This window comes from Curtobacterium sp. PhB191 (genome assembly GCF_004346515.1).
In the GTDB taxonomy this organism is placed as follows: Bacteria; Actinomycetota; Actinomycetes; order Actinomycetales; family Microbacteriaceae; genus Curtobacterium.
The window spans coordinates 501,237-520,487 of record NZ_SMBV01000001.1 but is presented as its reverse complement, the minus strand read 5'-3'; the positions used below and the strand labels follow the sequence as shown (position 1 = coordinate 520,487).

22 protein-coding genes are annotated in these 19,251 nt (G+C 69.1%); 21 read left to right on the top strand and 1 reads right to left on the bottom strand.

Translation table 11 applies throughout. The annotated features are described in order from the left end of the window. Positions 1 to 8: 8 nt before the first annotated feature. The 20 genes from rpsF to EDF48_RS02490 all read left to right on the top strand — a co-directional run bounded on the left by rpsF (position 9) and on the right by EDF48_RS02490 (position 17,867). Entirely contained in the window at positions 9 to 392 is a 384-nt protein-coding gene (gene rpsF, locus EDF48_RS02585; protein WP_111083667.1) for a 30S ribosomal protein S6, read from the top strand. A gap of 3 nt (positions 393 to 395) precedes the next feature. Then, positions 396 to 983, top strand: a complete 588-nt coding sequence (locus EDF48_RS02580; RefSeq protein ID WP_123311310.1) for a single-stranded DNA-binding protein — start codon at positions 396 to 398, stop codon at positions 981 to 983. Between the two features lie 50 nt (positions 984 to 1,033). Next, entirely contained in the window at positions 1,034 to 1,291 is a 258-nt protein-coding gene (gene rpsR / locus EDF48_RS02575) for a 30S ribosomal protein S18 (protein WP_017887834.1), read from the top strand. Positions 1,292 to 1,305: 14 nt separating this feature from the next. Then, positions 1,306 to 1,758 carry a 50S ribosomal protein L9 gene (rplI, locus tag EDF48_RS02570; protein ID WP_111083665.1) on the top strand — a complete coding sequence of 151 codons (453 nt, stop codon included), beginning with the start codon at positions 1,306 to 1,308 and terminating at the stop codon, positions 1,756 to 1,758. Between the two features lie 649 nt (positions 1,759 to 2,407). Further along, complete coding sequence (dnaB, locus tag EDF48_RS02565; protein WP_111083664.1) at positions 2,408 to 3,772, top strand: replicative DNA helicase; 1,365 nt, start codon at positions 2,408 to 2,410, stop codon at positions 3,770 to 3,772. 270 nt (positions 3,773 to 4,042) lie between these two features. Continuing rightward, on the top strand, positions 4,043 to 4,657 hold the full coding sequence (locus EDF48_RS02560; RefSeq protein WP_131877911.1) for a TetR/AcrR family transcriptional regulator: 615 nt from the start codon (positions 4,043 to 4,045) through the stop codon (positions 4,655 to 4,657). Next, complete coding sequence (locus EDF48_RS02555; protein ID WP_131877909.1) at positions 4,654 to 5,016, top strand: SMR family transporter; 363 nt, start codon at positions 4,654 to 4,656, stop codon at positions 5,014 to 5,016. Before EDF48_RS02560 ends, EDF48_RS02555 begins: the two co-directional genes overlap by 4 nt. Next, positions 5,016 to 5,330, top strand: a complete 315-nt coding sequence (locus tag EDF48_RS02550) for an SMR family transporter (RefSeq protein WP_131845112.1) — start codon at positions 5,016 to 5,018, stop codon at positions 5,328 to 5,330. The genes EDF48_RS02555 and EDF48_RS02550 overlap by 1 nt, the downstream gene beginning before the upstream one ends. A gap of 133 nt (positions 5,331 to 5,463) precedes the next feature. Further along, positions 5,464 to 6,282, top strand: coding sequence for a UTRA domain-containing protein (locus EDF48_RS02545; protein ID WP_131877907.1), 819 nt, complete (start codon positions 5,464 to 5,466; stop codon positions 6,280 to 6,282). A gap of 182 nt (positions 6,283 to 6,464) precedes the next feature. Continuing rightward, positions 6,465 to 7,382: an ABC transporter permease gene (locus tag EDF48_RS02540; protein ID WP_131877905.1), complete on the top strand. Its 918-nt coding sequence runs from the start codon at positions 6,465 to 6,467 to the stop codon at positions 7,380 to 7,382. After that, on the top strand, positions 7,379 to 8,248 hold the full coding sequence (locus tag EDF48_RS02535; RefSeq protein ID WP_131877903.1) for an ABC transporter permease: 870 nt from the start codon (positions 7,379 to 7,381) through the stop codon (positions 8,246 to 8,248). The genes EDF48_RS02540 and EDF48_RS02535 overlap by 4 nt, the downstream gene beginning before the upstream one ends. 48 nt (positions 8,249 to 8,296) lie before the next feature. Continuing rightward, positions 8,297 to 9,814: an ABC transporter substrate-binding protein gene (locus EDF48_RS02530; RefSeq protein ID WP_131877901.1), complete on the top strand. Its 1,518-nt coding sequence runs from the start codon at positions 8,297 to 8,299 to the stop codon at positions 9,812 to 9,814. 10 nt (positions 9,815 to 9,824) lie between these two features. Then, complete coding sequence (locus EDF48_RS02525) at positions 9,825 to 10,499, top strand: isochorismatase family cysteine hydrolase (RefSeq protein ID WP_131877899.1); 675 nt, start codon at positions 9,825 to 9,827, stop codon at positions 10,497 to 10,499. Between the two features lie 85 nt (positions 10,500 to 10,584). After that, positions 10,585 to 12,261 carry an ABC transporter ATP-binding protein gene (locus EDF48_RS02520; protein ID WP_131877897.1) on the top strand — a complete coding sequence of 559 codons (1,677 nt, stop codon included), beginning with the start codon at positions 10,585 to 10,587 and terminating at the stop codon, positions 12,259 to 12,261. 106 nt (positions 12,262 to 12,367) lie between these two features. After that, positions 12,368 to 13,051, top strand: coding sequence for a flavin reductase family protein (locus tag EDF48_RS02515; RefSeq protein WP_131877895.1), 684 nt, complete (start codon positions 12,368 to 12,370; stop codon positions 13,049 to 13,051). Between the two features lie 132 nt (positions 13,052 to 13,183). Further along, positions 13,184 to 14,500, top strand: coding sequence for an NtaA/DmoA family FMN-dependent monooxygenase (locus EDF48_RS02510; protein ID WP_131877893.1), 1,317 nt, complete (start codon positions 13,184 to 13,186; stop codon positions 14,498 to 14,500). Positions 14,501 to 14,520: 20 nt separating this feature from the next. Beyond that, positions 14,521 to 15,834: an NtaA/DmoA family FMN-dependent monooxygenase gene (locus EDF48_RS02505; protein ID WP_131877891.1), complete on the top strand. Its 1,314-nt coding sequence runs from the start codon at positions 14,521 to 14,523 to the stop codon at positions 15,832 to 15,834. 30 nt (positions 15,835 to 15,864) lie between these two features. Continuing rightward, positions 15,865 to 16,698, top strand: coding sequence for an alpha/beta fold hydrolase (locus tag EDF48_RS02500; RefSeq protein WP_131877889.1), 834 nt, complete (start codon positions 15,865 to 15,867; stop codon positions 16,696 to 16,698). 32 nt (positions 16,699 to 16,730) lie between these two features. Continuing rightward, positions 16,731 to 17,228, top strand: a complete 498-nt coding sequence (locus tag EDF48_RS02495) for a flavin reductase family protein (RefSeq protein WP_131877887.1) — start codon at positions 16,731 to 16,733, stop codon at positions 17,226 to 17,228. Positions 17,229 to 17,306: 78 nt separating this feature from the next. Next, positions 17,307 to 17,867, top strand: a complete 561-nt coding sequence (locus EDF48_RS02490; protein ID WP_131877885.1) for an MOSC domain-containing protein — start codon at positions 17,307 to 17,309, stop codon at positions 17,865 to 17,867. 7 nt (positions 17,868 to 17,874) lie between these two features. On the opposite strand, the gene EDF48_RS02485 is transcribed toward EDF48_RS02490, so the two are convergent. Then, positions 17,875 to 18,324 carry a MarR family winged helix-turn-helix transcriptional regulator gene (locus EDF48_RS02485; RefSeq protein ID WP_207913211.1) on the bottom strand — a complete coding sequence of 150 codons (450 nt, stop codon included), beginning with the start codon at positions 18,322 to 18,324 and terminating at the stop codon, positions 17,875 to 17,877. Positions 18,325 to 18,498: 174 nt separating this feature from the next. Between EDF48_RS02485 and EDF48_RS02480 the strand changes: the two genes are divergently transcribed. Then, on the top strand, positions 18,499 to 19,152 hold the full coding sequence (locus EDF48_RS02480; protein ID WP_123293393.1) for a hypothetical protein: 654 nt from the start codon (positions 18,499 to 18,501) through the stop codon (positions 19,150 to 19,152). The last annotated feature ends 99 nt before the right edge of the window (positions 19,153 to 19,251 follow it).

Here is a 19,251-nt window from a genome sequence, read left to right as displayed (position 1 = left end):
GGTTCCGCATGCACCAGTACGAACTGATGGCGATCCTCGACCCCGAGATCGATGAGCGCACCGTCGCTCCCAGCCTGGACAAGTTCCTCGCTGTCATCCGCAACGACGGTGGCACCGTCGACAACGTGGACGTCTGGGGCCGTCGCCGGCTCGCTTACGAGATCGCCAAGAAGTCCGAGGGCATCTACGCCGTCGTCGACTTCACGTCCTCGCCCGAGGCCGCCAAGGAGCTCGACCGTCAGCTCGGTCTCTCCGAGGCCGTGCTCCGCACGAAGGTCCTCCGCGCCGAAGAGGGCATCGCGCAGGTCGCCGCCCAGAAGCAGCGCGACGAGGCACGCGCAGCCCGCAAGGCTGCCAACGCCTCCGCAACCGCGACCGCGAGCGCCGAGTAACCCGTGGCCGGCGAAACCGTCATCACGGTGGTGGGCAACCTCACCGCGGACCCCGAGCTGCGGTACACGCAGAACGGGCTCGCAGTGGCGAACTTCACCATCGCCTCCACGCCTCGCACGTTCGACCGTCAGGCGAACGAGTGGAAGGACGGCGACGCGCTGTTCCTCCGGGCGAGTGTGTGGCGGGAGTTCGCCGAGCACGTGGCGGGGTCGCTGACGAAGGGCTCGCGCGTCATCGCGCAGGGTCGTCTGCGTCAGCGTTCCTACCAGGACCGTGAGGGTCAGCAGCGCACGAGCATCGAGCTCGAGGTCGACGAGATCGGCCCGTCGCTCCGGTACGCGACCGCACAGATCACCCGCGCAGCGGGTGGCGGCGGCGGTCGTGGCCAGGTCGGCGGAGGCAACGGCGGCGGTCAGCAGGGCGGCGGCAATGGCGGCTGGAACAACAACGGTGGCGGCAACGCCTCCGCTGGCGGCCAGTCGGACGAGCCGTGGTCCCCGCAGGGTGGCCAGCAGGGCGGCGGCAACGCACAGTCGAACGACGTGTGGAGCACCCCCGGCGGCAACTTCGACGACGAGACCCCGTTCTGATCCTCCTGGTTCCGACGGACACACAACTTTTCTTCTAAGGACAAATCACTATGGCTGGAAAGAGCACCGGCGACCGCCGGAAGCCTCGCGGCAAGGGCGGCAAGAACGCCGCTCCCGCGAAGTCGATCAAGGTCGGCGTCATCGACTACAAGGACGTTGCGACCCTTCGCAAGTTCATCTCGGAGCGTGGAAAGATCCGCGCCCGTCGCATCACCGGCGTCTCCGTCCAGGAGCAGCGCCTCATCGCCCGTGCCGTGAAGAACGCCCGTGAGATGGCGCTCCTCCCCTACGCCGGCTCCGGCCGCTGATCGGAGGTCGACACATGTCGAAGCTCATCCTCACCCACGAGGTCTCCGGCCTCGGTTCCGCTGGTGACGTCGTCGACGTCAAGAACGGCTACGCCCGCAACTACCTCATCCCCCAGGGCTTCGCTGTCGCGTGGTCCAAGGGCGGCGAGAAGCAGGTCGAGTCGATCCGTGCCGCGCGCACCGCGCGTGAGCTCGCCACCATCGAAGAGGCACAGGACCTCAAGATGAAGCTCGAGAACGCGACCATCTCCCTGGCGGTCAAGGCCGGCAAGGACGGTCGTCTGTTCGGCTCCGTCCGTCCGGGCGACGTCGCTGACGCCGTCCAGGCGCAGGGCGTCGGCTCGCTCGACAAGCGCAAGGTCGAGGTCCCCGCGACCATCAAGACCGTCGGTGACCACGAGGCCACCGTGCGTCTGCGCGAGGACATCACTGCCGTGATCTCGCTCAAGGTCGTCGCTGCCAAGTAGCACTGACGTTCCGCTCCACGACGGGCGGGTCTCCTCCGGGAGGCCCGCCCGTCGTTGCGTTGGTGGGGTGTGGGGCGGGGCGCGGGGCGCGGGGCGTGCGGGGTTCACTTGGTGAGCAGAAAAGGTCGGGTCCCGATCCCCCACTCGACATCTTCTGCTCACCATCAACGCACGGTCGTCCAGAACGGCCGGGAGGCCCGGCTCGGCTTGCACGGGCGGGTTCGGCTTGGCTGGCCGGTTACCTCTCAGGCACGGCCCGGCTTGCTGGGAACGGCCCGAGAACACTTCCCACAGGAGGGGTGCTTGTCAAGTCGTTTTACACAGCAGAAACGTGTCAAATCGGAACCTTCAAGGCGTACTTGAACCCCACTTTTCCACACACCGTGTGAACATGAAAACCCCCGGTCAGGTGGTCGAAAGTGTGTTCCCATGGCCATGTTTCCACAGGCTCGTCCACAGTTCTCCACACAGCATTCCGGCGTGTTCCGCAATCCCTCCACAGAGTTATCCACAGGGCCGTTTGTTGGGGATAACTCTGCGGCCGTAGCTTGGCCCAGCGACTCGGGGATGTCAGTCGCTGGGGGTAGAAAGTCGTTGCAGGTGTCGGACCACCGTGTCCAGCCCTGCGTCGTTCAACAGAGGAGAAAGTGTGTCGATCGCGCATCTTGAGCCCGCACCGCAGGAGTACGCGGAGCGCGGCATGGAACGCACCCCGCCGCACGACCTGTTGGCCGAACAGTCGACCATCGGCGGCATGCTCCTGTCGAAGGACGCCGTCGCCGACGTCATCGAGACCGCTCGTGGCGTGGACTTCTACGTCCCGAAGCACGAGGTCATCTTCGACGCAATCCTGTCGCTCTACTCGCACGGCGAGCCCACCGACGTCATCGCGGTCACCGACGAGCTGACCAAGACCGGTCTGCTCTCCCGCGGTGGCGGCGCCGAGTACCTGCACAGCGTGACGAGCATGGTGCCGACCGCGGCCAACGCGGGGTACTACGCCGGGATCGTCGCCGAGAAGGCCGTGCTCCGTCGCCTCGTCGACGCCGGTACCCGCATCGTGCAGATGGGCTACGCCTCCGAAGGCGAGGTCACCGACCTCGTCAACAGCGCGCAGGCCGAGGTCTACAACGTCGCTGGTGGCGTGCAGACCGAGGACTACGTCCCCCTGACCGACGCCATCTCCGCCGCCCTCGACGAGATCGAGGCCGCCAAGGGGCGTGACGGCCAGATGACCGGCGTGCCGACCGGTTTCGCGCAGCTCGACGGCCTGACGAACGGCTTCCACCCCGGCCAGCTCATCATCGTCGCCGCACGACCCGCCCTCGGTAAGTCCACGCTCGCGCTCGACCTGTGCCGCGCCGCGGCGATCAAGCACGACCAGACCGCCGCCTTCTTCTCGCTCGAGATGGGTCGCGCCGAGATCGCCATGCGTCTGCTGTCCGCCGAGACCAGCGTGCCGCTGCAGAACATGCGCAAGGGCACCGTGGACTCCCGCGACTGGACCACCATCGCGCAGACCCGCGGGCGCATCAACGACGCGCCGTTCTTCATCGACGACTCCCCCAACATGACGCTGGTCGAGATCCGCGCCAAGTGCCGTCGACTCAAGCAGCAGCACAACCTCAAGCTCGTCGTCATCGACTACCTGCAGCTGATGACCTCGGGCAAGAAGGTCGAGAGCCGCCAGCAAGAGGTCTCCGAGTTCTCACGTGCCCTGAAGCTGATGGCGAAGGAGCTCCAGGTCCCCGTCATCGCGCTGTCCCAGCTGAACCGTGGTCCCGAGCAGCGTGCCGACAAGAAGCCGGCGATCTCCGACCTGCGTGAGTCCGGCTCGATCGAGCAGGACGCCGACATGGTCATCCTGCTGCACCGCGAGTCGGCGTACGAGAAGGACAACCCGCGCCAGGGTGAGGCCGACCTGATCGTGGCGAAGCACCGTAACGGGCCGACGGACACCATCACCGTGGCGTTCCACGGGATGTTCTCGCGGTTCGTGGACATGCCGCAGTAGGGCGGGTGCCGCCCGCCAGCTGACAAGAGTGCCAGCTAGTGCAAGCAAGGACGGTCTGATGTCTCCTCGCAGCTACAAGATCACCCTCGCCGCCCTCGGCGTGGCCAGCCTCTTGCTCCGCAAGTAGGCGCGTCGCACCACAGAACGACCCTCAGCCGGTGGGCTGAGGGTCGTTCTGTGGTGGACCGGGGTGCTGGGGCGAACCCATCCCACGCTGAGAGTTCACCGCCGACTTGGCCACATGGCCAAGTACGGCGTTACGGTCGGACCATGACCCTCCAGCAAGAGCACCGCAGCGTCGAGGAACGGCGCGAGCAGCTCGTCGACGCCGCGATCGCCGTCCTGCGCGACGGCGGCATCAGCGCCGTGACCACCCGCGCGGTCACCGCCCGCGCCGGTCTGCCGCACGGCGCCTTCCACTACTGCTTCGCATCGAAGGCGCCGCTCTTCCGTGCCGTGCTCGAACGCCAGCTCCGCACGGCCATGGCGGTCGCGTTCGCACCGCCGGTCACGCGGCTCGACCTGGAGGCCCGGATCGCCTCCGGCCTGTCGGCCCACCTCGCGCAGACGCGCGACGACCCAGCGACCGCACTCGCCGTCGTCGAGCTGGTCACCTACTCGCGACGCGACCCCGACCTGCAGGACCTCGCCGCCTGGGAGCAGCACGCGTACCTCGATGCGGTCCGCGAGCAGGTCGACGAGTGGACCGCGGAGGACGGCATCCGCTGGGCAGTGCCGGTCGAGCACGTCGTCCGGCTGCTCATCGCGACGGCCGACGGCATCAGCTCGACGTGGCTCGCCGACCGGGACGACAGGGCCGCACAGGCCACCGTCCGGGTCGCGGCACGGGCGATCGCGGCCCTGGCGGACGGGACCGGCGCATGAGGTGGCTGTTCCTCGGGACTGCGATCGTCGCCGAGGTCACTGGAGCGCTCTCGATGCAGGCTGCCGTCGACCAGCCCGGGTGGTACGCGCTCGTCGCCGTGGGCTACGTCGCCGCGTTCGCGATGCTGATCCTGGTGCTCCGCGCGGGGATGGCGGTCGGGGTCGCCTACGGCATCTGGGGAGCCTCCGGCGTCGCCCTGACCGCCGTGCTCGCGGCCGTGCTGTTCGGGCAGGCACTCACGCTCACCATGGTCGTCGGCATCGTGCTGATCGCTGCCGGCGTGCTGCTGGTCGAGATCGGCTCGCAGCGAGCCCTCGCCGCACGGAAGCGCCAGACGCCAGAGCGCGAGGCGTTCTGATGGCCTGGGTCCTGCTCGCCGTCGCGATCGTCTCCGAGGTCGGTGCCACGATCAGCCTCAAGCTCGCCACCGACGGCAAGAAGCTGTTCTTCGTGCCCGTCGTCCTGGGGTACCTCGTCGCCTTCAGCCTGCTCGCCGTGGCCCTGACGCTCGGCCTGCCGATCGGTGTCGCCTACGGGATCTGGGCCGCGACCGGTGTCGCACTGACGGCGATCCTGGGCCGGGTGCTCTTCCGCGAACCCTTGACGTTGCTCATGCTGGGCGGCATCGCGCTGATCATCGCCGGGGTGTTCCTGGTCGAGCTCGGACACTGACCCCTGCGCTCGGCCGGCTGCACGGCGTAATCAACACGTAACGCTCCGGGGTAGTTGCACGACACGCGTCGTCCATAAGCTCGCCTCCACCGAGGGGCCGCTGGCACTGTCGGCTCCGGACCGGAGGATCGACGTGTACACGCAGACCGAACTCACCGAGGCCATCGCCCGAGCCCGGAGCGGCAGTGGCCAGCGGATCCGCGAACTCCTGCAGTCCTCCCCGCGACGGGCCCACGTGCTCCTGCGGGCGAGCATCCGGCGCGGCGTGCTCGCGGCCGGGCGTCCGGTCGAGGAGCAGAGCCTCACCATGTCGATGATGATGAGCCGGAGCAGCATCCGGTCGGCGCTGTCGATGCTCGGTGCCGAGGGGCTCATCGAACGACGACAGCGCATCGGGACGAGCGTCGTGGCCTCGATCTCCGAGCTGCCGCTGCTGGAACTCCTGCCGATCGGCGGATGGACCCGCGCCGAGGAGGACCCGGACCGGCCCTCCGTGTCCCTCGAACTGACCGAGCTGGAGCGCGCGCCCGTGCTGGCCGACGAGCACATCCGGAGCCGGCTGGAGATCGACGATGAGTACGTGCTCATGCGCGAGGACCTCGTCACCCGCGGTGGCGAACCGCTCGGCGTGCTCGTCGGGTACTACCCGATGGACGCGCCGGACCTGCTCGTCGACGACGACGACCGGGACGCCCGGCTCAACGCGATGCGGCAGGTCGCGTTGTCGCACGTCGAGGCGACCGTGGAGGCGGTGAACTGCGACGAGCGCACCGCCAAGGTCCTGAAGGTCGCGGTCGGTGCCGCGATCCTGGTGCGCGAGACGCTCGTGCGCGGTGCGGACGGTCGCGTCGGCATGCTCGCCTACGGCCACTACCGCGGCGACCGTGTGGCGCTGTGGGCGAAGCACGACGACGTTCCCGCGATGCTCAAGACACCGACGCCTCCGCGCTGAGCAACGCGGTACGAACCAAGACCGCCGACAGCGGCGGAAACGCCCTCGATCGGCTTGCCCATGCGGATCGACGGCGCGCAATCAACCGTTACCGACAGGTCACGGTGCGGAATCAATCGGTCCGTAGCGTCACCTGCACACCGAGGTGACCACCTCGTACCCGCTCAAGGAAGGACCGTCACATGGTGCGGTTCATCGGCTCCCGCGTCGCGCGGATCGTCGTCACGGTCCTCGCGGTGCTCACGTTCGCGTTCGTGCTCGCCCGGCTGACCGGGGACCCGGTCCGGCTCATGCTGCCGGACCAGGCGACGCAGGCCGACGTGGACGCCGCCCGGCACAGCCTCGGGCTCGACCGGCCGCTGCTCGTGCAGTACGTCGACTTCATGGCGGGTGCGTTCCGGGGCGACCTGGGCGACTCGATCCGGCAGGGTCAGTCAGCACTCGGCCTCGTGCTCGAGCGGCTGCCGAACACCGTCGAGCTCGCCCTGACCTCGTTCGTCATCGGGTTCGCGCTCGCGGTGGCCCTGGCGGTCGTCGCCGAGACGACCGGCAGCAAGCGGCTCCGGTCGACGCTGATGTGGCTCGCGACGGTCCGGCAGGCGATCCCGCCGTACCTGTTCGGCATCCTGCTGGTGCTCGTGTTCTCGGTCTCCCTGGGGCTGCTCCCCGCGATCGGCCGCACGAGCTACGCGAGCTTCGTGCTCCCCGTCGCGACGATGGCGACGTTCGAAGTGGCGCTGTACCTGCGGCTGATCTCGTCCTCGTTCGACGAGTCACGGACCCTGGACTACGTCCGGACCGCCCGCGCGAAGGGCGTCCCCCGAGGCCGGATCGTCGCGCGGCACATGCTTCCGAACGCCCTGCTGCCCGTCATCACGATCGCCGGCATCAACCTCGGGGTGCTGATGGGCGGCACGGTCGTGCTCGAGATGGTCTTCAACTGGCCGGGCCTCGGCCGGCTGATCGTGCAGGGCGTGACGGAGCGCGACTACCCGATCGTGCAGGCCGGCGTCGTGCTGATCGCCGTGCTCTTCGTCGGCATCAACTTCATCGTCGACATGCTCTACGCGGTGCTCGACCCGCGAGTGAGGCTCTCATGACCCAGGCAACGAACCGGCTCCGTTCCCGCACCCAGGCAAGGTCCCTCACCGCGGGACTCGTCGGCGCGGCGCCCTCGCTCGTCGTCGCGACCGTCATGCTCGTGATCGTCGCACTCGTCGTGGTGGTGGTGCCGTTCCTGCCCGGCTTCAACCCGTACACGCAGGACCTCGCGAGTGCGCAGCAGACGCCCTTCACGAGTGGTGCCCACCTGATGGGGACGGACGCACTGGGCCGTGACCTGCTCAGCCGGCTGTCCGTGGCGACCCGGACGTCGCTCGTCGTGGCCTTCGGCGCCGTGCTCATCTCGATGGTCCTCGGGCTGGCGATCGGGCTCGTCGCCGGGTGGCGCCGCGGTCGTCTCGACGCGTTCCTGATGGGCGTTGCCGACGTGCAGCTGTCGATCCCGGTCGTCCTGCTCCTCATCGTGCTGGTCGCCGCGCTCGGTTCGAGCACCACCCTGCTGGTGGTGATGCTCGGCCTGACGAACTGGGTCGGCTACGGCCGCGTCTCGCGCTCCATCGCGGTGTCGCTGCGGGAACGCGAGTTCGTCACCGCCGTGACCGCGGCCGGCGGGTCCGGATGGTGGGTCATCAGCCGCCACCTGCTGCCGAACGTGCTCCCGCAGATCGCGATCCTCGCGGCGTTCGAGGTCGGCACCGTGATCACGATCGAGTCGTCCCTGTCCTTCCTCGGCCTCGGCATCCAGCCGCCGACCCCCAGCCTCGGCGGACTCATCGCCGACGGCCAGAACTACCTGCAGACCAACCCAGCGCTCGTCGTCCTGCCCGCCCTGATGATCCTGATGGTCATCGGTGGGGTCCAGTTCGTCTCGCAGGGCCTGTCCGCGCGCCGTTCGCGTCGCTGACCGCTCGTCCCACCCCCGCACCCCTGACCCGGAAGGGACCACCCCCTCATGGCATCACCCCGGATCCACCGACTCCTCGCTGCGGTCGGCCTCACCGGCACCGCAGCACTCGTGCTCACCGGCTGCTCGGGCTTCTCGTCCGCCGACACCGGCAGCGGCTCGACCACCAAGGACACCGTCACCGCCGCCCTGACCGCCGAACCGTCGACCCTCGACCCGGTGTTCGACACGAACCTGCAGTCGCTCAACGTCTTCGAGAACGTCTTCGACCAGCTGACGACCATCGGGGCGGACGGCAGCGTCGAGCCGGGCCTGGCGACCGAGTGGACCCACGACGACGCCCTGACGACGTGGACGTTCACGCTCCGTGACGACGCCGAGTTCTCCGACGGCTCCCCCGTCACCGCCGACGACGTCGTGTACACCTACGAGACGGCGATGAAGGACCCCGAGTCGAACCTCGGCGGCTACATGACCGCGATCGACTCCCTCGAAGCGACCGACGACACCACCGTCGTGTTCCACCTCAACACCGCGTACGCGCCGTTCGACCGCCAGGTCACACTCGTGTCGATCCTGCCGGAGGCGATCTACGCCGAGGGTGCGAAGGCGTTCGGGCAGAAGCCGGTCGGCTCCGGTCCCTACGAGGTGGTGAAGTGGACCCGCGGCGACTCCATCACCCTGAAGCGGAACCCGGACTACTGGGGCAAGCAGGGCACCTACGAGAACGTCGTCTTCCAGTTCGTGCCGGACGAGACCACCCGCGCGAACTCGGTGCAGTCCGGCGACCTGGACATCGCGCTGCTCGGACCGGCCAGCGTCGACACCGCGGAGTCGTCCGACGCGATCGACGTCGTCGACACGAAGTCGAACCGGGTCATCTACACCGGCTTCAACGCGACCGCGAAGTGGCTCGACGACGCCGACTTCCGCAAGGCCGTCAGCCTGGCTGTCGACCGCGACGCGATCTCCGAGAAGCTGATGGCCGGGACCACCGAGCCGGCCAGCCAGCTCGTCGCCTCGGTGACCCAGGGCTACGACGACTCCATCGAGCCGACGGAGCAGGACGTCGCGAAGGCGAAGCAGCTCGTCGAGGCCTCCGGGTACGACGGGTCCGCCATCACGCTGAGCTACCCGACGACGACCCTGCCGCAGATCCAGCAGCTCGCACAGTCGATCCAGCAGTACCTCGAAGCGGTCGGCATCACGGTGGAGCTCGACGGCCAGGAGTTCTCGACGTTCTCGTCGAACTGGTTCTCGAACAAGTTCTCCGGTCTGTACATCTACGCGTTCGCCCCGTCGGTGCTCGACGCCGACCTTCCCCTGACCATGCTCACCAAGTCCGGCGGCCAGGGCTACGCGAAGAACGCAGAGATCGACGCGCTGCTCGAGAAGGAGCTCGCAGAACCCGACGAGGACGCCCGGAACGCCGACCTCGGGCAGGTCTCGGCGATCGTCGACGAGAACACGTACTACGCACCGCTCATCGCCGACACCTACACGTACGGCGTCACCAAGGGGCTCGACTGGACGCCCCGTCCCAACGGCATGATCCTCTTCAACTAGGAGTCGCACGATGACCACCACCATCCCCACCGAGAACACCGCCGTCATCGTCGTCGACATGCAGCGCGCGTTCTTCGACAACGACGACTCGCTCGGCCGCGCCGGCATCGACGTCACCCCGCTGCGGCACGCGATCCCCGGCACCGTCGCCCTCGTCGACGCCGCACGTGCTGCCGGCGTGCCGGTGATCTTCACCCGCTACGTCTACAGCCCTGGCATGGTCGACTTCGGTGTCACGAAGGGTGCGAAGGCAACCGACCGGATCGCCGCGAACTCGCTCGGGTACGGCACCGACGAGATCGAGCTCATCCCCGAGCTCGGAGCCCGACCCGACGAGGTCGTGATCGACAAGTCCCGCCCGAGTGCGTTCTACGGCACCCGGCTCGAACCCGTCCTGACCGGCATGGGTGTCCGCAACCTCGTGGTCTGCGGTGTGACGACGAACATCTGCGTCGAGACCACCGTCCGCGACGCGGGACAGCGTGACTACGCCACGTACGTCGTGCGGGACGCGGTCGCCGAGTTCACGCCGGAGCGCAACCACTTCGCCCTGTTCGGCATGGGCTGGTCGTTCGGCGAGGTCGTCGAGCTCGCCGACGTCGAGACCTCGTGGGGCGGCACACCGTCCTTCGCAGGCACGCCCCAGCCGCGTGTGGAGACCCCGCTCCCCACCGTCGCGGTCTAGTCACCACCCCAGCGCGGGCCGGCCGCAACGGCCGGCCCGCGCCCCTCTCCTCGCACGCTCCGCTCCTGTCCCGAAGGCAGCCCCCATGACGCAGCAGCCGCTCCTGTCCGTCCGCGACCTGGCCGTGACGTTCACGACCCCGTCCGGTGAGTTCGAGGCGATCCGCCGGGTGTCGTTCGACCTCGCCGCCGGGGAGACCCTGGCGATCGTCGGCGAGTCCGGCTCCGGCAAGTCGACGACGGCGGCCAGCGTGAACCGCCTGCTCGCCGAGAACGGCCGGATCTCGGACGGCAGCATCACCTTCGACGGGGTGTCGATCCACGATGCCCCCGAGCGCACGATGGTCGGTATCCGGGGCAAGGGCGTCGGCCTGGTGCCACAGGACCCGATGTCGAACCTCGACCCGATCCACCGTGTCGGCACGCAGATCCGCGAGGCACTCGAGGTGCACGGCATCGCCAAGGGCGCGGCGGCACGGACCCGTGTCGTCGAGCTGCTCGAGATGGTCGGGATCCCCGAGCCGGAGCGCCGTGCACGCCAGTACCCCCACGAGCTCTCCGGCGGCATGCGGCAGCGGGTGCTCATCGCGATGGGGCTCGCCTGTCGTCCCAAGCTCCTCATCGCCGACGAGCCGACGAGTGCCCTCGACGTCACCGTGCAGCGGACCATCCTCGACGAGCTCGACCGGCTGACCAGTGAACTCGGCACCGCCGTGCTCCTGATCACCCACGACCTGCCGCTCGCCGCCGAACGTGCCGACACGATCCTCGTCATGTACCGCGGGGACGTCGTCGAGCAGGGCCGCGCCGCCGGGATCCTGGCGCGTCCGCAGCACGAGTACACGCAGCGGCTCCTCGCGGCCGCCCCGGACTTCGGATCCGTCCGCCTCGTCGGGGACGGCCCTGCGACGACGGTTCACCGTCCGACCGGCCCCGACCTCGCGGTGGCGGCGGCCGAACCGCTCGTCCGGCTCACCGACGTCCGCAAGGAGTACCCGATCCGCTCGAGCGGCTGGCGGCGGCAGGACCCCTTCGTCGCAGTGACCGGCTCGACCTTCGACATCGCACGCGGTGAGACGGTCGCGGTCGTGGGCGGCTCGGGGTCCGGCAAGTCCACGACGGCGAAGATGGTCCTCGCGCTCGAGCACCAGACGAGCGGCTCGATCACCTTCGACGGCGCCGAGCTCTCCGGGCTGCGCGGCGGCGACCTGATGCGGTTCCGCAGTCGCGTGCAGCCGGTGTTCCAGAACCCGTACGGCTCGCTCGACGCCCGCTGGACCGTCCGTCGGAGCATCGAGGAACCGATGGTGCTGCACGACATCGGCGACGCCGCAACGCGGAAGGCCCGCGCCCTCGACCTGCTCGACCGGGTCGCTCTGCCGGCGGCGACCGCGGACAAGCTGCCGAACGAGATGTCCGGCGGGCAGCTCCAGCGCGTCGCCATCGCCCGCGCCCTCGCACTCCAGACCGACCTGGTCGTCCTCGACGAGGCCGTCTCCGCGCTCGACGTCGTGGTGCAGGAGCAGATCCTCGAGCTCCTCGTCGAGCTGCAGCAGGAACTCGGTCTGGCGTACCTGTTCATCAGCCACGACCTCGCCGTCGTCCGGATGGTGTCGCACCGCGTGCACGTCATGGACCACGGGCAGATCGTCGAGTCCGGCACCCCCGACCAGATCTTCGGTGCCCCGCAGCACGAGTACACCCGGACGCTCCTCCGGGCGATCCCCGGAGCCCGCGTGCTGGACGACGACCGCGCGGCCTGAGCCGGGCCCTGCGACCGGCTGCCCCGGGAGGCGCGCCGACCCACCGGACCTGCACCGAGCCTCCCGTCAGATCTCGACCCACGAACGCGCGCCAGGAGGCCACCGCATGTACCTCGACACCTCGTCCGAACACGTCGACTTCATCTGGATGATCAAGAACGCGGTCGTGCCGCGGCCGATCGCCTGGATCGGTTCGGTCTCGCTCGCCGGCGGGTACAACCTGGCCCCGTACAGCTACTTCCAGCTCGTCACGATGGACCCACCGATGCTCATGGTGTCCTTCACCGGCAGCAAGGACACGCTCGACAACATCCGGCACACCGGCGACTTCGTTGTCAACCTGGTCACGGAGGGCTTCGAGGCCGACCAGACGGACACGGCCGCGCTGTTCGACGCCGACGTCGACGAAGCGGCCCTGCTCGGACTCGACACCACCCCGAGCACCGTCGTCACGCCGCCACGCCTGGCGGGTGCCAAGGTCGCCCTGGAGTGTCGTGCGACCGAGGAGAAGGAGATGCCCGGCGCGACGCTCGTCTTCGCCGAGGTGGTCGGTGTGCACACCGACGACGGGGTCCTCGACGACCGTGGGCGCATCGACATCGAGCGCTACCGCCCCGTCGGCCGCCTCGGCGGCGCGCTCTACACGACCATCACGTCGGCCTACCGGATCCCGGTGCCGTCCGCCGACGCCGTGCTCGCCGGCCACCGCTCCGGCGTATTGGCGGGCGCGGTGGCGGACCGGACCACCGGCACGCCCGAACCGCAGGCGGAAATCTCCACGTCCGCCTGAAACCCCCGATCAGCGGGTGGTCCGAGCGATCGGGTGCACGCGTAATCGAATCCTCACGGTGGCGCAGCCGCGGCGAAATCGCGCACTGATCGACTGGTCGCACCACCACCTCAGTCCCCCTCTGGAGCACGAATGGCAGCCGAACCCTTCCACCTCGCGTGGTTCACCCCGTTCAAGACGCCCGCGTGGAAGTCCCCTTGGGCGGCCGACACCCCGCTCACCTGGCTCAACGGCGAGTACTACATGGACATGGCCCGCTCGCTCGAGCGCGCCGGCTTCGACTTCATGATGTTCGAGGACTCCACGCTCGTCAGTGACACCTACGGCGGCAGCACCGAGAACGACCTGAAGCACGGGCTGCACTCCCCCAAGGGTGACCCGGTGCCGCTGCTGCCGATGCTGGCGCAGGTCACCCAGCACATGGGCTTCATCGCCACGATGTCGACCTCGTTCTACCCGCCGTTCCTCGTCGCACGGGTGATGGCGACGATGGACCACCTGACCAAGGGGCGCGTCGGCTGGAACGTCGTGACGAGTTCCGAGGACCTCGCCGGCAAGAACTACGGCCTCGACCACCTGCTGCCACACGACGAGCGCTACGTGATGGCGGACGAGTTCATCACCGTGGTGAAGGACCTCTGGGACTCCTGGGAACCGGGCGCGATCGTCGCCGACCGCGAGTCCGGGTACCTCGCCGACCACACGAAGGTGCACCCCATCCACCACGACGGCAAGTACTTCAAGGTCCGCGGACCGCTCAACCTGCCGGCCGGGCCGCAGGGCCACCCCGTCATCTGCCAGGCCGGTGGTTCGCCGAAGGGGCGTGACTTCGCCTCGCGGCACGCCAACGTGCTGCTCTCGGCGCCCAAGGGCGTCGACCAGATGCGCGAGTACCGCGACGACATCCGTTCGCGTGCCGTCGGTCACGGGCGGGACGCCGACGACGTCAAGGTCATGTACATCATCCAGCCCGTCCTCGGCGAGACGCTGGCCGACGCCGAGGAGATCGCGCGCCGCCGGAACGAGCTGACCCAGGACCAGATCGAGACCATCCTCGGCATCATGTCGATCACCACCGAGGTCGACTTCAAGCAGTTCGACCTGGACGCCCCGCTGCCCGACGACGTCTCGACGAACGGGCACCAGTCCGGGCTCGAGCAGTTCCGGAAGCGCACGCAGGGCAAGACCATCCGCGAGGCGCTGATGGGGCAGCAGACCGAGGCCGTCGAGCTCGTCGGCACACCGGCGTCGGTCGCGGAGCAGATGGACGAGGTCATGGAGGCCGTCGGCGGTGACGGGTTCCTGATCCGCGGCGAACCGGTGCGGACGCACTCGCGCCGGTACATCGACGAGATCGCATCGGGTCTGGCGCCGGAGCTCCGCAAGCGCGGGCTCATCCGCAGCGACTACCCCGAGTCCACGTTCAAAGCGAACCTCGCCGCGTTCTGAGCGTCGGGACTGGAGCACTCATGACCGCCTCACCATTCCACCTCGGGTGGTTCTGCAACGGGACCTCGGTACCCGCTTGGGCACAGCCGTTCTCCGGTTCGATCGGCGACGACTGGCAGGACGCGCAGATCTTCGTCGACCTGGCCCGGGCCATGGAGCGCGCGAAGTTCGACTACGTGCTCATCGAGGACAACACCTTCGTCGGCGACCGCTACGGCGACTCGATGGAGGTCTACCTGAAGTACGCCATGCAGGCGCCGCGGCAAGACCCGATGATCGTCGCGACACTGCTCGCGCAGGCGACCGAACGGCTCGGGATCATCGCGACGGCCGGGACCTTCGCGTACCACCCCTACCTGCTCGCGCGGATGGCGGGCACGCTCGACCAGTTGTCGAAGGGCCGGTTCGGCGTCAACGTGGTGACCGGCACGAGCGACCGTGCGCTGCAGAACTACGGCCACGACGGGATGGACGAGCACGACTCCCGGTACGACGTGGCCGAGGACTTCGTCCGCTCGATGACCGCGCTGTTCGACACGTGGGAGCCCGGGGCGGTGGTGGCGGATCGTCGCACGGCGACCTTCGCCGACCACACGAAGGTCCGGTACGCCGACCACCGGGGAAGCCACTTCTCGACCCGGGGGCCGCTGAACTCCGGGCCCTCGCCACAGGGCCGCCCGGTGATCTCGCAGGCCGGTGGTTCGCCGCGCGGCATCGCGTTCGCAGCGCAGTACGCGGACACCATCGTCGCCATCCACTCGTCCCCCGAGAAGGCGCGCGACTACCGGAACCGCGTCCGTGACGCCGCCGCGGCGGTCGGGCGCGACCCGGACGACGTCAAGGTGCTGTTCGGGGTCTGGCCGATCGTCGGGTCCAGCGAGGCGGAGGCGCGGCAACGTGCCGACGACCGCGTCCAGCTCGCGATGGACAACATCGACATCCCGCTCGCAACGATGTCGAAGTCCACCGACATCGACTTCTCGACCGTGCCGCTCGACACCCCGCTCGGCGAACTCGACCTGGCGACGAACGGTACCCAGAACTTCGCGCTCTACCGGGACCGCAACGCCACGCTGACGCTGCGGCAGGCGGTCGCGAAGGAGGCCGGTGGCGCCGGTCCGGCGCTCGTCGGGTCCGTCGAGCAGGTCGCGGACCAGCTCGAGGCGTTCGCGGACGTGTCCGGTGGGGACGGCTTCCTGATCGGGACGAACGGTGTCACCCGGCGGTTCATCGCCGAGGTGTGCGACGGGCTCGTCCCGGAGCTCCAGGCTCGCGGGCTGACCCGCACCGAGTACGACCACGAGCACCTGCGGGACAACCTGCGGGCGTTCTGACCGGGCATCGGCCCGACGAGAGGAACCATCATGCGCGGTTACGTCGACACCGACTGGGGCCAGGTGCACTTCCGCGCCGGCGGACCGACCCCGGGGGACGCCGAGCGCGTCATCGCGATGTACCACGAGTCACCTCGCACCTCGGCGGTCTACGACCCCGTCCTCGAGGCGTTCCCGGACGGCGTCGCCGTGCTCGCCTTCGACACCCCGGGGTTCGGACAGTCCGACGACGCACCGGCAGACCGACCCCTGGGTGACTACGCGACCGTGCTGCTGCAGGCCCTCGACGGGCTCGGGGTCGGACGGTTCCTGCCGGTCGGGATGAAGACCGGGTCGGCACTCGTCACCGCGATGGCGGTCGCGGCCGGGGCGGACCGGGTCCCCGGCGCCGTGCTCTACGCGCAGGAGGAGCCGGACGACGCAGCGTTCGAGCACTGGGCCAACGACTGGGCGCCATCGATCGCGTTCCCGGCGGACGGGTCGACGCTGACGAAGCTCTACGCGAAGAACGTCGGCCTGTACGGCAGCGACAACCCACGGGTGCTCTACGAAGCCGTCGCGGACACGATCGCGAACGCCGATCGGTACGCCTCGGTCTACCCCGCGGTGTTCCGCGGGCACCGGCAGACGTGGGAGGACATGCACGCGCTCGTGGCGGCCGGCGTGCACCTCACCGTCCTCGAGCCGCCGACCGCGCAGTTCACCTCGGACGACCCGATCACGTTCGGTGTGGTCCCGGGCACCGACGTCGTGGCGATGCCCTCGACCGGTCAGTTCCCGGCCCTCGCGACGGACGAGTTCGTCCGCGCCGTGACCACCGCCCTCGACCGGTCCGGACTCACCGCACACGCGGACGCTGCCTGACCCTCTGCCCGCCCACCCTCGAAGGAGTCCCGATGTTCACCGCACCGTCCACCGCCGATCCGGCCCTGCTCCGCCAGGCGTTCTCCGGCTTCCCGTGCGGCGTCGCCGCGCTGTCCGCCGTCGTCGACGACGAGCCGACCGTCCTCGTCGCGTCCTCGTTCACGGTGGGTGTCTCCCAGGACCCGCCGCTGGTGATGTTCGCCGTGCAGCACACCTCGACCACCTGGCCCGCGCTCGCGGGCGCACGGACGATCGGCGTCTCGGTCCTCGGGGAGCGCCACGAACCCGTCACGCGGCAGCTCGCGTCGCGCGACAAGTCCGTCCGGTTCGTCGGCATCGAGACGATGGTCTCCGACACCGGCGCGGTGTTCCTCGAAGGAGCCCCGATCTGGCTGGAGTGCTCGGTCGAGCACACCTACCCGGCGGGTGACCACTACATCGTGGTCCTCCGGGTGAACGGTCTGATGTCGGACTTCTCGCACAGCCCGCTGGTCTGGCACCGATCCGCGTTCGCGAAGCTGAGCGCGTGAGCGCGTGAGCGCGTGAGCGCGTGAGCGCGTGACCAGATCTGTGCTGCGCCGGACCCCGACCTGCGCCAGAATCGCACCATGACCGACAACCGTGACGACCATCCGCGTGTGATCGCCGTGAGCCGGGACGACGTCCATCGGTTCAGCAAGCCCGTCGTCGACGAGGTGACCCTGGTCGAGGGCTGGGGCATCGAGGGCGACGCCCACGCCGGGACGACCGTCCAACATCGTTCCCGCGTGGCACGTGACCCCTCCCAGCCGAACCTGCGGCAGGTCCACCTGCTCCACGCCGAGGTGTTCGACGAGGTCGCCGACGCCGGGTACCACCTCGAGCCGGGCCAGATGGGCGAGAACGTCACGACCCGCGGCGTCGACCTGCTCGGCCTGCCGACCGGCACCGTGCTGCACCTCGGCGACGAGGCGTGCGTCCGGGTGACGGGCCTGCGGAACCCGTGCCAGCAGATCAACGGGTTCGAACCGGGTCTGTTGCGTGAGGTGCTCGGGCGGGACGAGGACGGTGCGGTGGTGCGGAAGGGCGGCGTGATGAGCGTCGTCGTGACCGGCGGTGTCGTCCGGACGGGTGACCGCATCCGTGTCGAGCTCCCCGCCGGCGAGCAGCAGGCGCTCCAGCCGGTCTGACGAGCCCCTACTCCCCCGTTGCCGCGGCCTGCTGGTACAGACTCGTCGCCAGGTCGTTGAGCACCTCGTGCAGCTCGCCGCCGTGCGCGCCGTCGACCGCCCGGAGCATGGCGGCGTAGCGCTGCCGGTAGTCCGCGACGACGTCGTCGCCACTCGGCAGCAGCCGCAGCAACGACCCACGACGGTCGTTCGGGTTCGGCGCGCGCTCGAGGAGTCCGGCGGTGCTCATCCGGTCGATCATGTTCGTCACCGCGCCCGAGGTCAGGCCGAGGTAGCCAGCGACCTCCGTTGGCGTGGAGTACCCGGTGTCGCTGATGAGCACGAGTGCTCGCAGGGCGTTCTCGTGCACCCCGGCTCGGGCACTGAGCTGGTTCACCAGGCTCGCGTTCGCGCGCACGACAGCGGTGAACGCGGCCATCAGGTCGGCGGCGTCGTCATCGGGTGCGGCGGGGGTCACGGGGGGAATCCTTCCATGTCGGGAACCCGGGGGACGGGAGCGTCCCCCGCACTGGGGTAGGTGTGCGAGTGGCTAACTTGGTCAAGCGGTGACTATCTTAATGATTGAAGCAAATCCGCCCGAGTGACTTGCTTCCCCCAACCACTGCGAACCACCGAACCGATGAGGTACACCGTGTCCACCAAGCTCCGCACCTCCGCGCTGAAGCGGATCCGTTTCGCCCCCGTGGCGCTCCTCGCCGGCATCTTCGCCGCCGTGCTCCTCTCCCTCTCGCTCACCGGCACCCTGTCCGGGTTCGCGGCGAGCATCACGAACAGCAGCAACACCGCCGCCAGCGGCACGCTGATCATGCAGGAGCAGAACGCCGGCGCGACCGTCACCTGCCTCAGCACCGACGGCGGCTCGGTCTCGACGAACTCCGCGACCTGCTCGACGATCAACAAGTTCGGCGGCAGCACGACGATGACGCCGGGCAACACGGTCAACACGGCGATCTCGATCAAGAACACCGGCACCGCTGCCGCGAGCACCTTCACCCTGACGCCGGGCAGCACGTGCACCCAGTCGAACAACGGCTCCTCGAACGGAACCGCGACCGACCTCTGCGCCAAGATGAACCTCGTCATCACCTCGGGCTCGACCACGGTCTTCAGCGGCACACTCGCCAGCTTCAAGGGCGCCGCAGCGTCGGCCTTCACGATGCCCGCAGCTCCGGCCGCCGGCGCCTCGACGCCGTTCAACTTCGCGGTGACCCTCGACTCCTCGGCGGGCAACACCTACCAGGGCCTCGCAGCCTCGGTCCCCATGACCTGGACGTTCACGGCCTGATCCCGCTCCGGGCCGGCTCCCCCCAGCCGTCCCGGGACGTCCCGTGACCCCAGACCGGCGACGCTCGACCGACCCCCCTCCGGCCGAGCGTCGCCACCC

Coding starts and splice junctions, on each gene's coding strand:
- rpsF (WP_111083667.1), top strand. CDS start 9: ATGCACCAGTACGAACTGATGGCGATCCTCGACCCCGAGATCGATGAG.
- rpsR (WP_017887834.1), top strand. CDS start 1,034: ATGGCTGGAAAGAGCACCGGCGACCGCCGGAAGCCTCGCGGCAAGGGC.
- rplI (WP_111083665.1), top strand. CDS start 1,306: ATGTCGAAGCTCATCCTCACCCACGAGGTCTCCGGCCTCGGTTCCGCT.
- EDF48_RS02560 (WP_131877911.1), top strand. CDS start 4,043: ATGACCCTCCAGCAAGAGCACCGCAGCGTCGAGGAACGGCGCGAGCAG.
- EDF48_RS02555 (WP_131877909.1), top strand. CDS start 4,654: ATGAGGTGGCTGTTCCTCGGGACTGCGATCGTCGCCGAGGTCACTGGA.
- EDF48_RS02550 (WP_131845112.1), top strand. CDS start 5,016: ATGGCCTGGGTCCTGCTCGCCGTCGCGATCGTCTCCGAGGTCGGTGCC.
- EDF48_RS02540 (WP_131877905.1), top strand. CDS start 6,465: ATGGTGCGGTTCATCGGCTCCCGCGTCGCGCGGATCGTCGTCACGGTC.
- EDF48_RS02535 (WP_131877903.1), top strand. CDS start 7,379: ATGACCCAGGCAACGAACCGGCTCCGTTCCCGCACCCAGGCAAGGTCC.
- EDF48_RS02530 (WP_131877901.1), top strand. CDS start 8,297: ATGGCATCACCCCGGATCCACCGACTCCTCGCTGCGGTCGGCCTCACC.
- EDF48_RS02525 (WP_131877899.1), top strand. CDS start 9,825: ATGACCACCACCATCCCCACCGAGAACACCGCCGTCATCGTCGTCGAC.
- EDF48_RS02520 (WP_131877897.1), top strand. CDS start 10,585: ATGACGCAGCAGCCGCTCCTGTCCGTCCGCGACCTGGCCGTGACGTTC.
- EDF48_RS02515 (WP_131877895.1), top strand. CDS start 12,368: ATGTACCTCGACACCTCGTCCGAACACGTCGACTTCATCTGGATGATC.
- EDF48_RS02510 (WP_131877893.1), top strand. CDS start 13,184: ATGGCAGCCGAACCCTTCCACCTCGCGTGGTTCACCCCGTTCAAGACG.
- EDF48_RS02505 (WP_131877891.1), top strand. CDS start 14,521: ATGACCGCCTCACCATTCCACCTCGGGTGGTTCTGCAACGGGACCTCG.
- EDF48_RS02500 (WP_131877889.1), top strand. CDS start 15,865: ATGCGCGGTTACGTCGACACCGACTGGGGCCAGGTGCACTTCCGCGCC.
- EDF48_RS02495 (WP_131877887.1), top strand. CDS start 16,731: ATGTTCACCGCACCGTCCACCGCCGATCCGGCCCTGCTCCGCCAGGCG.
- EDF48_RS02490 (WP_131877885.1), top strand. CDS start 17,307: ATGACCGACAACCGTGACGACCATCCGCGTGTGATCGCCGTGAGCCGG.